Annotated in this window: 10 protein-coding genes; 4 read left to right on the top strand and 6 right to left on the bottom strand. The window is 64.8% G+C overall.

The genetic code is table 11. The features are described 5' to 3' along the window. Positions 1-55 precede the first annotated feature (55 nt). The gene (locus DR039_RS03945; protein ID WP_111836119.1) at positions 56-625 is read right to left on the bottom strand and encodes a hypothetical protein; all 570 of its coding nucleotides are present in this window, start codon (positions 623-625) and stop codon (positions 56-58) included. 196 nt (positions 626-821) lie between these two features. Continuing rightward, positions 822-4592, bottom strand: a complete 3771-nt coding sequence (mfd, locus tag DR039_RS03940; protein ID WP_111836118.1) for a transcription-repair coupling factor — start codon at positions 4590-4592, stop codon at positions 822-824. Between the two features lie 125 nt (positions 4593-4717). Between mfd and DR039_RS03935 the strand changes: the two genes are divergently transcribed. Together DR039_RS03935 and DR039_RS03930 are read left to right on the top strand one after the other, a co-directional pair. Beyond that, positions 4718-5335 carry a Wzz/FepE/Etk N-terminal domain-containing protein gene (locus DR039_RS03935; RefSeq protein ID WP_170166843.1) on the top strand — a complete coding sequence of 206 codons (618 nt, stop codon included), beginning with the start codon at positions 4718-4720 and terminating at the stop codon, positions 5333-5335. Positions 5336-5421: 86 nt separating this feature from the next. Further along, a complete protein-coding gene (locus DR039_RS03930; protein WP_111836116.1) occupies positions 5422-6687 on the top strand; it encodes a hypothetical protein in 1266 nt (421 codons plus the stop codon). A 14-nt stretch (positions 6688-6701) separates the two neighbouring features. On the opposite strand, the gene DR039_RS03925 is transcribed toward DR039_RS03930, so the two are convergent. The 3 genes from DR039_RS03925 to DR039_RS03915 form a co-directional block, all read right to left on the bottom strand. Further along, positions 6702-7688 carry a glycosyltransferase family 2 protein gene (locus DR039_RS03925; protein WP_111836115.1) on the bottom strand — a complete coding sequence of 329 codons (987 nt, stop codon included), beginning with the start codon at positions 7686-7688 and terminating at the stop codon, positions 6702-6704. Between the two features lie 140 nt (positions 7689-7828). Further along, complete coding sequence (locus tag DR039_RS03920) at positions 7829-11095, bottom strand: LamG-like jellyroll fold domain-containing protein (protein WP_170166842.1); 3267 nt, start codon at positions 11093-11095, stop codon at positions 7829-7831. A gap of 205 nt (positions 11096-11300) precedes the next feature. Further along, the gene (locus tag DR039_RS03915; RefSeq protein ID WP_126622166.1) at positions 11301-11981 is read right to left on the bottom strand and encodes a hypothetical protein; all 681 of its coding nucleotides are present in this window, start codon (positions 11979-11981) and stop codon (positions 11301-11303) included. A 138-nt stretch (positions 11982-12119) separates the two neighbouring features. Here DR039_RS03915 and DR039_RS03910 point away from each other — a divergent pair, with 138 nt between their 5' ends. Together DR039_RS03910 and DR039_RS03905 are read left to right on the top strand one after the other, a co-directional pair. Then, positions 12120-13286, top strand: coding sequence for a DUF1972 domain-containing protein (locus DR039_RS03910; protein WP_111836112.1), 1167 nt, complete (start codon positions 12120-12122; stop codon positions 13284-13286). Next, positions 13283-14422 (top strand): glycosyltransferase family 4 protein, encoded by a 1140-nt coding sequence (locus DR039_RS03905; protein ID WP_111836111.1) that lies wholly within the window; start codon positions 13283-13285, stop codon positions 14420-14422. The genes DR039_RS03910 and DR039_RS03905 overlap by 4 nt, the downstream gene beginning before the upstream one ends. Here the strand turns inward: DR039_RS03905 and DR039_RS03900 are convergent. Further along, positions 14419-15759 carry an MATE family efflux transporter gene (locus DR039_RS03900; protein ID WP_229116784.1) on the bottom strand — a complete coding sequence of 447 codons (1341 nt, stop codon included), beginning with the start codon at positions 15757-15759 and terminating at the stop codon, positions 14419-14421. The genes DR039_RS03905 and DR039_RS03900 overlap by 4 nt on opposite strands. Between the last annotated feature and the right edge of the window lie 458 nt (positions 15760-16217).

The following is a 16217-nucleotide window of genomic DNA, read 5'->3' as shown; positions in this document are numbered from 1 at the left end:
TGTTCACCACGGGCGAGCGAGGACAAGCCGGGACGTTTCTGCCACCAAATCAGCCTCAGTTCCCGCGCTGTGGCAGCTGCTGGCCAGCCCCCTGCGGAGTCATCACAATCCAAGGACGCTCGGTGTAACGCGGCGAGATCTCGTGCTTGGAATGCAGCCGCACCTCCTGGAACTTGGCCCTAACCCGCTGCATCTGCTCAGGCTCCAGCGTCTTGAACCTATCTGCCAGGGCCAACTGCTGCATCACCTGCTTTGCGGACACGGAGAGCTTAGGAACGTGCTGTCCCACAGAATCAAAGAGGTTCTTAGTGAAAGTCGTGGCCTCCTCCTCGGAGATGGTCACGCCCTCAGACTTCATCACGTCCTCCAGCACCGGACGGTCAAGCAGGAAGCTGAGCACCACGTTCCGGTCCATCTGCAGTGCCGAGAGCTCCGTGACGGCGTCGGAAATATCTTGCTCACCCACTGCCAGAGAGATCGGCTGACCACTGGAGTCCGTAAAAGACTCAACAGCTGCCACGCCAGGGTGAATGCCGCAGCCTCCCAGGAGGGCCAGGGCTGTCAGAATGGCCCCGGCGGGTCGGATCACCCGCGAAAGCGAGGTTTGGGCGGATCGAGAGATCACTTTTTCTCCTCTGGGCTCCGCCTTTGGGCGGCGTGTCAGGCTCGGTGGTTTTCTGCCACCCACGGGCGACATTGGCTGCCAGATATGCTATCGCGGCACGCAAGCCCTGCCAGTCAGGGCACCCAAGCTATGGCTAGTTCAGGCCACCTCAGGCCAATTCACGCCAGCACAACCCCCAGCGAGCCTGCCACTGCCCTCAGCGCCGCTTGCGGTATTTGGTGGCCTCCAACTCATAGTCCGCTTCCCCAGCCACAACTGCCCGCAGCAGCACCTCAGCCCATCGCAGCAACTCCTCCCCCTCCACGGCTCCCCCACCCATCCGGGCCGAACCCGGGGCCGGCACCACAATGGTCCGAGTAGCGGGCTTGAGCACGGTCCCCGGGTACAGGCGGGTGGCACGCATGCGAGCAGACTCAGCCAGCGTCACTGGCGCGAAGCGCACGGAGCGCCCCTGGGCGACAATCTCGCGAACCCCCAAGCTGGCCGCAAGCGCCCGCAGGCGCGCCAGGGCAGCCAGTCGGGAAACCGCCTCCGGCACCGGCCCGTAGCGGTCAGTGAGTTCCTCAAGCACATCGGCCACATCGGCCTCGCTGCGAGCGGCAGCGAACTTGGTGTAGGCCTCCAGACGCAGGCGCTCGTGGGGCACATAGTCCTCGGGGATGGTGGCATCCACCGGCAGTTCAACGCGCAGTTCCTCATCAATCCCTGCCTCAGCACGCCCGACCGCCAAGGCGGCGTCGTCATCCCCCTCAGAATTGGCACCCACGCGCAGGGCCTGCTTGTAGGCAGTCACCGCCTCCGCCACCATGCGGACGTACAGGTCAAAGCCCACCCCAGCGATATGCCCGGACTGTTCCCCACCCAGGAGGCTGCCAGCGCCCCGAATCTCCAAGTCCTTCATCGCCACCTGCATTCCGGCGCCCAGGTCCGTGTTGGTGGCAATGGTGCGCAGGCGCTCCAAAGCGGTCTCTGTGAGGGGCCGGTCAGCGGGGAAGAGGAAGTAGGCGTAGGCGCGCTCGCGGCCTCGCCCCACCCGGCCGCGCAACTGGTGAAGCTGACTCAGGCCCATGCGGTCGGCGCGATCCACAATCAGGGTGTTGGCGTTGGAGACATCCAGGCCGGTCTCCACAATGGTGGTGCAGACCAGCACGTCGATCTCTTTGTGCCAGAAGTCGTCGATTACGCGTTCCAGCTGTCCCTCATTCATCTGCCCGTGGGCGGTGGCGATGCGCGCCTCGGGGACCTGCTCAGCCAAGCGCGCGGCGACGGCGTCGATATCCTCCACCTTGTTGTGGACGAAGAACACCTGGCCGTCACGCAGCAGTTCGCGGCGGATGGCGGCGCCCACCTGTTTGGCTTCGTAGGCGCCCACGTAGGTGAGGATGGGGTGGCGGTCCTCCGGCGGGGTGGCCAGGGTAGACATCTCGCGCAGGCCGGTCACCGCCATCTCCAGGGTGCGGGGGATGGGGGTGGCGGACATGGAGAGCACATCCACGTCAGTGCGCAGGGCTTTGAGAGTTTCCTTGTGCTCCACGCCGAAGCGTTGCTCCTCATCGATGACCACCAGGCCCAGGTCTTTGAAGCGCACCTGCCCGGTGATAAGGCGGTGTGTGCCAACGACCACGTCGATGCTGCCTTTGACTAAGCCTTCCAGCACCTCCTGGGATTCCTTGGCAGTCTGGAAGCGAGAGAGCTGGGCCACGCGCACAGGGAACCCGGCGTAGCGTTCCGAGAAGGTCTCCGCATGCTGACTCACCAGCAGGGTGGTGGGCACCAGCACGGCCACCTGCTTGCCGTCCTGCACTGCTTTAAAGGCGGCGCGCACAGCAATCTCAGTCTTGCCGTAGCCGACGTCTCCGCAGATAAGGCGGTCCATCGGCTTGGTGGATTCCATGTCCTGTTTGACGTCTTCAATGGTGGCCAGCTGGTCGGGGGTCTCCGTGTAGGGGAAGGCCTCCTCCAATTCGGCTTGCCAGGGAGTGTCAGGGCTGAAGGCATGGCCGGTGGCAGCGGAGCGAGCCGCATAGAGGCGCACCAGCTCAGCGGCAATCTCCCTAACGGCCTTGCGGGCTTTGGACTTGGTTTTCTGCCAGTCCGCGCCCCCCATTTTGTTCAGGGCGGGAGCTTCCCCACCCACGTATTTGCTGACCTGCTCTAGGGAGTCGGTTGGGACCAGCAGTCGATCGCCGGGCTGACCGCGTTTGGAGGGGGCGTATTCAATGACCAGGTATTCGCGGCTGGCGGTGGAGTTGGCGGAGCCCACGGAGCGGCGCATTAGTTCCAGGAAGCGGCCGACGCCGTGCTGGGCGTGGACCACTAGGTCGCCAGGGCGCAGGGACAGGGGATCCACGCTCTTGCGGGAGCGACGCGCAGGCATGGATTTGCGTTCGCGGGGACTGGTGGCGGCTCGGCCGGTCAGGTCTGACTCAGCTAAGAGGGCCAGGTGGGCGCCGGGGGCTATGAAGCCGTGCCCGGCGGTGGCTTGGGTGACACGGACGACGCCGTCGGAAGCATTTGGGGCGGCGTCGCCGCGGTGGCCGTCAAGACTGCTGGTTCCGCGCAGCTGGGCGGGTTCGGTCAGCTCAGTGACGATGCGGGCAGGCACCTCGCCTTCGCCAAGCAGCTGCGCCATGCGGCGGCCTGGGCCGGGGCCGTCGGTGGCCACCACCACACTCCAGCCTTCGCGGGCGAGTCTGCCTAGGTCCTGCACGGCCTCCTCTAAGCGACCCCGGTAGGAGGTGGGGTCGCGCAGGGGCAGTTCGGTCATCTCCGGGGAGGCTTTTAGGGCGGTGAAGGCCCACCAGCCACGGTTGGTGGACAGGGCGAGGGCGCGGGCTTCTGCCAGGTGGGCAAAGGCGGCGGCGGAGAGATCCACGGGGGCTTGGCCGCCGCTGGCGGCACTGGTCCAGGCGGCGGCCAGAAACTCCTTGGTGGTGGCTACAAGGTCTTCTGCGCGTTTGCGCACGCGCTCAGGCTCGCTGAGTACCACGAGCCGCTCCCCCACCAGGTCTAGCAGCGGCACCATTTGGTCCACGAGCACTGGGGCCAGAGATTCCATGCCCTCCACGCTCTGCCCTTGGGCAATTTTCTCCAGCATATCGGCGGCGCCGGGCACCTGCTTGGCTAGCTTGGCGGCACGCTGGCGCACGGCGTCGCTAAGGCGCAGTTCGCGGCAGGCGGTGGCGGTGACGGAGGGCAGCGGCTCGATGCTGCGCTGGTCGGTGACGGAGAAGGAGGAGACCTCCTCGATTTCATCACCAAAGAAGTCCACTCGGACTGGGCGGCGACTGGTGGGTGGGAAGAGGTCCAGGATGCCACCGCGCACCGCGAACTCGCCGCGACTTTCCACCATGTCCACGCGGGTGTAGGCAGCTTCGGCTAGGCGGCGGGTGGTTTCTTCCAGGCTGGTGGCCACCCCGGGGGCCAAGTAGATGGGTTCGAGCTCTCCCAGGCCCGCGATGATGGGGGCCAGCAGGGCGCGCACGGGGACCACTAGCACACGGATGGGGCCGCAGTCAGCAGTGGAAGGGGCAGTGGCGTTGTCTGCGGGCTGTGGGGCTTCCTCCGGGTGAGCTAGGCGCCGCAGCACGGCCAGGCGGGTGGCCACGGTGTCGGCACGGGGAGAGAGGCGCTCGTGGGGCAGGGTCTCCCAGGCGGGAAAGACAGCGATGTCACGCTGCGGCAGGTAGCAGCTCAGGGCGGCGGCGAGTTCCTCCGCCTCCCGGCCGGTGGCAGTGACCACGAGCAAGGGAGTGCCATCGGCGGTTGTCTGCTGACCGCTGCCCGCCTCACTGGCGAGCTGGGCGACGCCGTCGCTGCCAAGGGCCATAGCCGCCAAGACAGCCGGCCGGGCCCCCGGCGCAACCACCACGGCCCGGTCTGTGCGGGCTGGGCGGGCGGAGGCAGCGAGCAGAGAGGAGACCTCTGGGTCTTCTAGCAGCAGGGGAAGTAGGGCGGTCAGACGCACATGCGGGAGTGTATGGGCCGGGCAATCCGGTGGCGAATGTCTCCCGCAGTAGCGCCGCAGCCCGCCGCATGCGGGGCTGTTCCCAGGTTAGCGTTGTGCTAATAACACTCCCCCGGAGGTCTCCCTTGGAACCGGAACTCATCATCGAGGCGCTGCGGCGACGCTTCATCCTTATCGTCGCACACGTCGTAGTGGGCATTGCTGCAGGTGTCGCCCTGGCAGTCTTTGGCACGCCGGTGTTCTCCTCTTCGGCCACGGCAATCGTGGTGGCGGAATCAGATGGCTCCAGCAACAACGTCTCGGGCTCGCAGCTAATCGTGGCCTCCATCATGCCCACGATCGTTCAGCTGGGATCTTCCCACAGCCTGCAAGCACAGGTGGCACAGGACACTGGCCTGCCGCTGTCACAGGTTGAGGGGCGCATCTCTGTGGCCAACCCCACCACGACTTTCATGGTGGAGATCACCGCTGAGGGAGCCACCGCCGCACAGGCGCAGCAGCTTGCCGACGCCGAGGTCAAGGCCATGCGCAAGCAGATCACGGGCATGTCGGTGTCTCTTTCCGGCAAGCCAGCACAGCTCTCTCTGTCTGATGTTGACGCCGCCAACCTGCCTACCGCCCCCATTGGCCCATCCAAGCTGCGTTACGGCATTGTTGGCGCTGTGCTTGGCTCCACCCTGGGTGTGTTGATCGCGCTGGCTCTGGACTCCCGTCTGGGCGGACGCCGCAGCTCCACGCGATGACCAGTTTTCAAACCTCGGCGATGGCGGGAGTGGACTCTCCCTACAGACGGGTGCGGCAGACTTTTCGCCGTTGGAACCGCCCGGATGTGTCAGCCAGCGAGTGGTGGTTTGCCGTCATCCTGTTGGTGCTGATTGGCCTGCGCCTGAAACTGCCTGGCGGGGTTAACTTCGGCAATGTTCTAGCCGTCCTGGCCCTGCCGATCACTTGGCAGACAGTGCGCCGCTCCAAGCTGTTTACCATCCTGTCCACGCTGACCATCATCGCTCTGCTGTCCGGTTTCGTACTGCTCATGTTGCACCTGCATTGGGCGACCTTCGTGCGTTCCGAGATGATCACCTCGATTTTCCTGGTGACGCTGTTTCCCGCGGTGGCGGCAGCGATTGCCTGGGGGGCTGAGCGCCTGACCTTGCCGATGGCTGTGGCCGCCTATTCAGCTGGGCTGACTTTCATCGGGGTGCGCAACATCCCCACCACCCCTAATCCGTGGAAGTACGTATTGGGGTATCCGACGACGGTGCTAGTGCTGGCGTTGGTGGACCGTAGCCCTCGCTGGGTGCAGCTGCTGGCCCTGGTCGGTCTGGCGGGACTGTGGGCAATCAACGACTCGCGCTCTATTTTGGGTTATATGGCGATGATCATCGCCTTGCTAATTTGGCAGTTCCTGGCGGAGAAATTCGTCATCAAAGCGCGCACTCCCCGTTTCCTGGCGGCCTTCCAGGTGAGCGTGCTGGGCGCCTTAATGACCGTGGTAATGATTGCAATCGTGACGGCGGCCGCCAGCGGCTTGTTGGGTGACTCCGCGAAAGCGCGCACCCAGGCCCAGGCCTCGTCGTCGACAAATGTGGTGCTCTCAGCCCGGCCTGAGGCCGCAGCCACCTGGGGCTTACTCAAACACCGCCCGGAGGGCTTTGGCCTAGGCATCAAACCTGGCTACGACGACGAGCGTGCCGCCATGTACGAAATGCATGGCATCGAGTACGACCCCGAGAACGGCTACGTCTACAACTACATCTTTGGTCATGGTGTGGAACTGCACTCCTCCACCTCAGACCTGTGGGCGGCGACCGGCATACCCGGCATCGCGCTGGCACTGTTCTGCTTCTGCCTGGTGATTGCGGCCTTAGTGCGCAACCTCGGGTCTTTCCACCTATCACCCTGGCTGTTCTTTGTGGCAATCGGCGCCCTCTGGGATACCTTCTTCAGCCCGCTGATTACTTCTGCGCCAGGCATTGCCGTAACTATCGGCGCATTATTGGCTATGCGCCCACTTTCCCAGCAGGCCGACCTAGTTCGCGGCACCGGCCCGCTGCGCGACGACATCAAGTTCAGCCGGATCCGCCGCCGTTCCTGAAACTGGCCAGCGCTTCAGTGGCCGTGCGGCTTGGACTTCTTACGGGAGTACTCCCGCACGTCAGCCCCAAAGGCACCTAGGACCATGCCCAGGCCACCCGCGCCATTGACCTCGTGACGGGCTCTTGCTGGCAGGTCCCGACGCAGCAGGCTAAGCCCTGCCAGCGTCCCCCCTACGCCCGCCTTGGCCAAGCCTTTGACGGCAAATTTGAGGCGCAGGGGCAGGCGAGCACCGGTCTTGGTGTCCACCCGGACCCGTGACCAGGAGGAGCCGGCCCGGAAAGCTCGCTGCAGCGACCAGCTGCGGTTGGCCCGTGAAGGCGGGACGCGCTTAGTCACCACGGCTTTGGCCGCAAAGCAGAGTTTGCCGCCGCCCAGGGTGAGTTGGCGGGTGAACAGCGAGTCTTCCCCGCCTGAGAGCCCGTAACGGGGATCAAAGGCAAGGCCCAGGCGACGCACCGTGTGCAGGTCCAGCAAGAGGTTGCCGGTATCGGCTGATCCAACCACCTGGCCGTCAGGGTGGTCCCAGGAATCAAAGATGCCACTCGCAGCGACCCAGGCGTCCGGCTTGCGTTCATAACGCGGCGGGGTGGGGCCGGTGACGGCGTCGGCGCCAGTGCTTTCGCGGGTGGCCAGCAGCGCCGCCAACCAGCCTGGTTCAGGTAGTTCGTCGTCGTCAATGAAGGCTAGGAGGTCGGAAGCCTCTGACTCCTTGAGAGCTCGGTTGCGCGCGGCCACAATGCCCGGCTCCGGCTCGTGCACATAGACGACGTCAACTGGGGTGTCCGCCTCCTGCGCTTGGCTGGCCGCCTGAGCGACCGTGTCTGCAGCCCCGCCTTCAGGATCGTTGTCGATGATTAGTACGCGCGCCTCTACGGCTGGATGGCCTTCGCCAGCGGCCCTCACGCTGGCAGCCTCCCGCACCAGCAGGGGCAGCACCTCCGTGAGGTAGGTGTTGCGGCGGTAGGTGAGCATAGCGATGGTCAGCCTGATTGGCTGCATGGTGCACGTCCCTGGGTGTCTAGGCTCGCCTGGCTGGCGCTTGCGCTGGCGAGCATACCGGCAGCGTCGCTTGGCGAGTACAAAAGCGGTGGGCCGCTGACCCGAAGGTCAACGGCCCACCGCTGAGGTTGATCAAGCGATCACTTGACGGCCATCTCATCCACCGCGATGGTCACGGGGATGGTCGAGCTGCCGAGGTAACCAGTGACAGCTACACCACCGGGAGCAGTCATCGGGTTGACGCTGTCCTCGTAGGAAACGTTCCACTCCTTGGGCTCGGCGTCGCCGGTCCAGATACGGGCGTTGACCTTAGTGGTGCTGGTGCCGATGGCGGACAGGCGCAGGTGGATGGTCTCGCCTGCATTGACCTTAGGCAGCTGAGTCTCCTTGAGCCAGTACTCGGTGCCGCCAATGAGCTTGAGCAATTCAAGCTTGCCGGTGCCATCGGAGCGGACCTGCAGCTTGACGCGGTAGGCGCCGGCGTCAGAGACACGCACATCCTGATCGAGGTACAGCTTGCCAGCATCCGGGAGGGCGTCAATCTTGAAGCTGCTGGTCAGGTCAGCGTCAGCCTTGGCCAGCGGGGAGCTGACCACGCGGGAGCCGTAGCCGCCGCGTGCCAAGGTCATGTTGCCAGCGCCGCCGGAGACGGACAGGGCTGAGCCGCCCCAGGAGGCCTTCCAATCGCCGCCCTTGTCCGCGCTGCCCCAGCCAGAGGCGACATCTTTGTTGAAGGAAGCCAGGAAGGCGACATCACCAGGCTGAGCCGGCTGCGCCTGGTTCTCCGGCTGGGCGGGCTTGGCGGCCGCCTTGACGGTGACAGCCTGCTCCGCAGAGGCGGTTGCCCCGGCGTTGTCAGTGACGGTCACGCGGACGGTGTAGGTGCCAGCAGCGGCGTAGGTGTGCGTGGCGGTGGCTGCGGTGGTGGTTTCCTCCGCAGTCTTGTCGCCCCAGTTCCACTTGTAGGAGGCGATCTTGCCGTCCTCGTCCTTGGCCGCAGAAGCGTCGGCGGTGACCGCTAGGTCAGCCGGGGTCACGGTCAGGGCGGCTACCGGAGCGCGGTTGGCCGGAGCAACATCTGCCCCCAGGGAGTAGTGGTTGACGACCTGGTCGGCGCTAAGTGCGGTGGAGTAGACGGCAGCCTCGTCGATGTCGCCGTCGAAGTACTTCGAGCTGGGGCGGCCGGGCCAACCCCTCAGGGTCTCACCACCAACGTGCCAGTAGCCCTTGAAGTTCTGGGCCTTGGTCATGCTGGCGTCCTGCGCGGCAACCTGGCCGTCAACGTAGAGCACGGACCCGGAGTCGGAGGTGGTGGCCACAACGTGGTGCCACTTGCCGTCGTTCACCGGCTGACTGCTAGTGATCGTGCGGAAGTCGCGGTCGTAGATGCTGTAAACCAGCGTCCCGTTGTCGCGCATGTACAGCATGAGGTCCTGGTTAGAGGAGCTGGCGCCAGTGGAGGAACCAAAGCCCATAAGCGTGCCACCGGAACGGGTAGTGGTGCGGAACCACAGTTCCTCAGAGAAGGTCTTCGGAGCGCTAACGCGCCGCTGGGCGACCATGTAGGAGCTACCGCCCAGGCTCACAGAGCGGCCTTCCTTGACGGCGGGCTTGCCACCGCGCTGCCAAGTCCAGCCGGACAGGCGCCCGTCGGCGTTGCCGAGGCTGTCTTTGACAGTGGAGCCATCGGTCTCGTCCATGCTCCAGACGTTGCTGGCGCCGTCGACGGCAGCGGCCCGCGCCTGGGCGTTGAAGCCCACGCCGTTCTTAGCGGTGACGGTTAACCAGTCAGTCTGGGTCTTGGCGCCGTGCTTGTCCGACACGCGGATGCGGTAGCGGTGCTCGGTGCCCGGGTCCACGAAGTCCGTGGCGGTGAGCTGGGGCAGGTCCCAGAAGGTGGAGGCCACCTTGCGGGTCCACACCGGCTTGCCGTTCATGTTGTCGCGGAAGATCTCGTAGGTGAGCATCCGGTCGTCGCGGTCCCAGTTCGCTGTCCAGTTGAAGGAGATCACACCGGCGCTCGGCGAAGTGGCGCTGAACTTGTAGGCGCCGCCCTTGTTCTCAGCGCTGACCTGGTTTGGCGCGATGCTGCGCTTGGCGAAGCGCACCAAACCCTGCTGCTGCATGCCATTGATGGCGGTGAACTCGCCGCCGTAGACGACGTAGTCCTGGTTGCCTTCAACCGTCCAGGTGGCCTGGTGGGCGCCGGTGTAGGTACCGGCGGTGAAGCGGGGGAAGAAGCTCAGCAGCTTGGTGGCAGGCTGGCCCTGGAAGTCGGTGTAGCCCCTGTAGGTATTGCGTCCGACGGTGCCGACCGCCTGGTTCTGGACTGCGGTGCCGTTGTGGTAGATGTGCCAGTCGTTGGGGAACTGGCCCACGTTGGAGCAGTCGTGCTCGTGGGAAGAGATGTAGACGACGTCACCGGAGGGGAAGGTGTCGTAGGAGTCACCGTGGCAGTCGAGCATCCACTCAAGCTCACCGGAGCGCCAGTTGAGACGCGCCACGCCCTCGAAGGTGCCGGACTGTGAGTACATGGCGGGGTAGATACCGCGCGAGTCGGCGCTAAGACCCCAAACAGCAGCCCGGCTACCGGAGGCGCCGATCACCGAGGCCACTCGGTTGTTGCGCAGCTGCCCGCTGCCGGCCTCCAGAATCGCGATGCCCTTGCCGGGATTGGTGGAGCCGTTGACCTTGGTGAAAGCGCCACCAATGACCACACCGGAGCCGCCCGGCTCAGTTGCCACGGCGTGCACGTAGTAGTTGGGAACACTGGCGCGGAAGGAGGTCAGCGAACCGCGGTTGAGGTCGAACTCGAGGATCCGCTGACGCTCCTGGTTATTGGCCGCAGTGAAGTACCCACCTGCGTAGAGCTTGGAGCCGTCGGAGGAGATCGCAATGTCGTTAACACCGGAGTTCAGGTGCAGGTTGATCGGACGTACCGCACCGCTGCGCGGGTCCACGGAAGCGATGTGGTCAACTCGCTGCCCGTTGACATATTCGAATACGCCACCGATGAAAACGGAGGCGCCGTCAGGCGTAGCGCTGACGGTGCGCACCACGGCGTTGGCGGAGGGGGCCCAATCCAGCAGAGCACCGGTGGTGATGTCGTAGGCCAGAGCGTTGTTGCGGGTTACTGGGTTACCGCCGGGGGTGGTGGCAGTGGTGAACTCACCAACAGCGTAAACAGTGTTACCCACAACCTCCTGGTCCCAAACAACACCATTGACAGATGGTGCCGGGAGCGGGTCAGCGGAAACGGTCTCATAGGGGTCGTCAACACCGAGGTCCTGCTCAGCAGCACCAGCACCTGAAGAGAGGGTGATGGCTGGCAGGACGACGGGCGCCAGTGCAACTGAGACGGCGGCAATTGCCACCGCCCCAACGCGGCGCAGGCGGGTGATCTTCACGAGTCCTCCGGGAATCATCGGGGTCAGCTGGGAAAACAACTGATTGGATGGACTCAGTATGTGCACGCAACAGGCCTGCGATAGTTCGCGCACGGGCATTCTGCGTGCCCCTTACGGGCCGTCTGCGGACCCCGCAAGCTGAGTTGCAGGTCCGCTAGCAACCCCCAACTAACGGTCGGCTAATAACCCCAAACGTCACCAAGATTCAGGCAGCGGGCCCAGCACCCTCAAACACAGCGGTTTTCTGGGAGGCGCTCAGGTCTACAACCACCCGCATGTGGCCGCGCTCCTCAGCAGGAACCCGGAAGGCGAAGGTGACGGTAGTAGAGCCGCCCGCCTCCAAGCTGGTCGCTCCCTGCTCCGACGCCGAATGATTCGGTGAGGCGATCTGATTACTCTCCCCGTAGTAGCAGTTGACCACCAGGGACTCCAAAGAGATCGCTTCCGCGCCAGGGTTGGTCACCGTAACCGGCACTAGCACGCCAGGTCCCGCCACTTCGCCAGGGAGCTTGGAGCTCAAGCTAGTGGAGGTAAGCGCGCCTAGGGAAACGGTGACGCCTGACTCCAGGACAGCAGGCTGCTCGATCGGGCCGGCGGGCATACGGCGGCTCTCCTCGGAATCTCCTGCACCGGCGGATCCGGGGTCCGCGGGCGCAGCTGAATCCTGCCCCGCTTGCGGCTCCGGGGTGGCACCATCTGTGGCCTGCTCCAGGGGCGTGGAGGAAGGAGCCGGACTCTCCGTCGCCGCGCTAGCAGCAGCGGTGGCGGTAGCACTGGCGGAGGACTGCCCCGCAGGCTTGTCCCCCTTGGCGCAGCCTCCCAGCAGAAGAGCGGCGCTAAGCGGCAGGACGATGAGGGCAGTGGTGGTGGTTCGCATGGACTTCACAACGTGCAGCATATAGCGGTGCTAGGACGCGATAAGGCGACACCCTTGAAACGGTCTCGTTCCGATGAAGCCAGGCTCCTATTACGCATGTAACCTTGCGGGACCACGTGAGGTGGCTGGACATATGGAGGAAATGGGATGCGCCCAAGCGATCCGAGCCGTCTGAGAATCGCGATGATCGGTACCCGCGGGGTACCTGCCCGCTACGGCGGCTTTGAGACCGCAATTGAAGAGGTCGGCCAGCGTTTGGCCGCACGCGGGCACCAAGTGCTCGTCTACTCCCGCAACCCTGACCCAAATACCCCGCTGCCCAAGCTGCATCTAGGCATGCGGGTGGTGGAGTTGCCTGCGATGCGCAAGCGCTCATTGGAGACTCTCTCCCACACCGGCCTGTCCGTGGCACACCTGCTCCGCCGGGTGCACCCCGACGTCGCCCTGCTGTTCAACGCCGCCAACTCCCCCTTCCTGCCAGCGCTTCGCTCGGCGGGCATCCCGGTGGCCACGCATGTAGATGGCTTGGAGTGGCGCCGAGGCAAGTGGGGCCCCACCGGGCAGAAGTACTACCGGGCAGCTGAGGCCGCCGCCGTCCGCTGGTCAGACGCCTTGATTGCGGACGCGCAAGGCATTGCTGACTACTACACCCAGGAGTTCCAAGCTCCTACCTGGCTGATCGCCTACGGCGCCCCACACCTAGTCACTGGCGCGGACCGCTTGGCGGAACTCGGCCTGGAACCCAAGCGCTTCCACCTAGTAGTGGCGCGCTTTGAGGTGGAAAACCACGTAGATGTGATCGTTGACGGCTACGTCCGCTCCCAGGCCAAGCTGCCGCTGGTAGTGGTGGGTTCTGCCCCCTATGCCAATGAATACACTGCCAAGATCCAGTCCCTTGCGGACCAGCGGGTAATGCAACTGGGCGGCTTGTGGGATCAAGACCAGCTCGACCAGCTCTACGGCAATGCCCTGGTCTACTACCACGGCCACTCCGTGGGCGGCACCAACCCCTCTCTGCTGCGCGCAATTGGCGCAGGCAGTGCCGTGGATGCCTTTGACGTCTCCTTCAATCGGGAGGTGTTGGAAGAAGCTGGCCGCTACTGGCAAAACGCTGAGGAGGTCGCCGCGCTGGTGGAGTCCGCAGAAGCAGACCCGGCCGCCCACACGGCCCGCGGCGAACTTTCCCGCCAACGCGCAGCCCTTTACGACTGGGATGAGGTCACCGACCGCTACGAGCAGTTGTGCCGCACCCTGGCTGCCGAAGGCCCCCGCCAGAACCGCCCCTCTGGCCGCCGCACCGGAGCCTGTTCATGAGCACGATCCTGGTGGCCCACCCCTCCCCTGACCTCTACGGCTCTGACCGCCAGCTGCTGGAAACCGTTGCGGGCCTGCGAGAGGCAGGGCACCGAGTCCTGATCGCCCTGCCGGAACACGGCCCGCTGGAGCCGGAGATGGAGGCATTAGGAGCGAAGGTGGCAGTGCTGCCTTTTACGGTGCTGCGCAAGGCTCTGCTGAGTCCTCGGGGCCTGGTAGGGCTGGCAGCCCGCACGCCTGGAGAACTGCTGCGGCTGCGCCAGGTGATCCGGGCCGCAGCGGCGGACCTAGTGCTGGTTAACACGGTTACCTTGCCGTGGTGGGGCCCTGCGGCTCGCGCTGCCCGGGTGCCGGTGTTGGCGCATGTGCATGAGGCCGAGGATTCCCAGCCGCTGCTGCTGCGGGCGGGCCTCAATGCCCCGCTGCTGTCTGCCAATCGAATTGTGGCCAATTCAGGTGCTGCCCGAGATGCGCTGTTGCAGGCCCAGCCACTGCTGGCGCGCCGGGTGACGGTGGTGCACAACGGCGTGCCGGGACCAGCGCAGGCACCCACGCCGCTGCGCGCGCGAACCGCAAAGGCCCCCTTGCGCGTGGTCATGGTGGGACGCCTGTCTCCCCGCAAGGGGGTGGACGTGGCGCTCGACGCCGTCGGCCTGTTGCGGCAGCAGGGGGTGGATGCTTCCCTGCGTGTTTGCGGCTCAATCTTCCCGGGCTACGAGTGGTACGAGGAGCAGTTGCGCGAGCGCGCGGCCCAAGCGGACCTGGCTGGCCAGGTGGAGTTGCTCGGCTATGTGCACCCCACCTGGCCGGAGTTGGATGCTGCCGACGTCGTGATTGTGCCGTCTCGGGCTGAGCCTTTTGGCAACACTGCGGTGGAGGCGATGCACGCTGGTCGACCGCTGGTGGCTTCCCGGGTCCAGGGTCTGCAGGAAGTGGTGCAGGACGGTCTGACAGGTCTGCTGGTTGCGCCTGATTCGGCTCAGGCGCTGGCTCAGGCGCTGGCGAGCTTGGCTGCGGATCCGCAACGGGCTCGTGAGCTCGCGGCTGCGGGGCAACAGGATGCCGCGGAACGCTTCACTGTGGCGCGTTACCGCCAGGATCTAGCCCGCGAGGTGGAGTCTCTGCTGCGCGCCTAGGCCGCTGCCTGTGCGCGCCGACGCCGTAGGTCACGCCGCACCCACCAGCCGTAGGGAAGCAGTTGACAGAACAGGATGGTTAGGGCGGAGCCCAACAGAGGGCCAGCTGCCCCCAGCGGCGCGATTAGCAGGTAGGACAGCGCCAGGTTGGCCGGTATCAACACGAACACGGGCCACATCTGGAATTGCAGGCCCTGCGGTGAGGTCATGTACATAGTGATGGGCTGCTTGGCGGCCTCTACCACTACGTTGAGCACCCAGGACGCAATCAGCACGGCTGGAATAGCTATGAGCCCTTTGGAGAGTTTGTTTGCCGCCCAGGGAGTTAGAGCGGCCATGGCCAAGGCAGCCAGCAAGCCACCGATGGCAAAGACCAGGGTGGGCTTAAAAGGTGAAACGACGCGGCCTTGGGCGCGGGCTTTGGCGAACTGCGGCCACATGGCGTTGGCGGTGGTGAAAAGCGTCTGCGTGAGAAGTTGGAACAGGCTGGCGGCCAGGGTGTACTGGGCTAGGTCCTGACTGCCACCAAAGTGGGATAGCAGAAGGCGATCGGTCTGGAATGCGAGCGGGATAGCCAAGGTCTGGATGAACTGGGGAGCAGCCGTGCCCGCAATGGGTACGCCTGGAACCGTGCGGAAGCGCAGCACATCCTGGGCAGCTTCACGCAGCAGTGGGCGGGTGGCGCGCCAGGCCACGATCACGCAGATGATGGCCACCAAAGAGTTGGCCAGATAGGACATGATCGACAGCTCATTGCCTGCGTCTAGCCGCAGCACGATGGCCAGAACGAGCATGGTGGAGAAGGCGGGTGAGACGATCCCCTGACTTAGCACCTGGGTTGCGGCGCGTCCCATGCCGACGACGACGCGTTGGCCGATCGTGAGCGGAAGCGCCGCCGCATACACCAGCAAACACAGGGTTGCCGTGATCCCACCGCCCGGCATGACTTTGGCACCCAGCAAAGTTGGCCAGAGCCCTAACAAGCCGATGACTATGCCGATGCTGGCGATAACCAGCGCCGATCCCAGCAGGACGCGCATGGCGGTGGTGAGTGTGCGACGCAACTGCGAGTCACTGGAGAGCTCGTCGGAGCTGGAGACGGCGTTGATGACCACCGCCCCGATGCCCAGGTCGGCGAAGGGGATCAGGTTGGGAAAGGTGGCTAGCAATCCGTACTGGGCATAGGCGTCTGCACCAAAGTGCCCGATTATGAGCCGGGTGTTGATTAGGCCGAATACGCCCGCCACGCCCATGACTGCGATCTTCGCGAAGGCGGTGCGTCCGACGACCTGCCACATACCCGAACCACGGAGGACCCCCTTGGCTTTGCTGCTCATCAGGGCCGCCTCCCGATCTGCCTTTCGGCCTGTCTAGCGCCGAGTTACCGCCTCGGCCTTGCGTATGGCACAGCTGGCGCTACGCCCGGGCCACTCTAGCCGCCACGCACCCCGCTTGCGGATTCCAAAAAGACCGCAGTACTATTATGCGGACCTTGCGGCCCTGGTCTAAGCAAACCTTTCGACACCCTCAAGCAAGAGCTAACAACCCTGGAATTATCGCGCAATCGCCCCACAAATTACCGACCGCCGGTAGCGCACGCGGATCCACGCAAGCTTTGCGGTTTCCTCGCAACCCCACCGCATGCCCACCGCAGGCACCCGAAGGCTGTGCCTCCAGCCACGGCTGATCAGAACCAAAGACGGCACACTCGAATCACACCGAGCCGCGGTCAACACAACCGCCCTACCGGTCCACCTCGCTTCCCACCCTGGAAGCAAGGTCTTGAAGATTTCTA

The sequence above is a fragment of the Actinomyces bovis genome (assembly GCF_900444995.1).
In the GTDB taxonomy this organism is placed as follows: Bacteria; Actinomycetota; Actinomycetes; order Actinomycetales; family Actinomycetaceae; genus Actinomyces; species Actinomyces bovis.
This window is presented reverse-complemented; position numbering and strand designations above follow the sequence as displayed.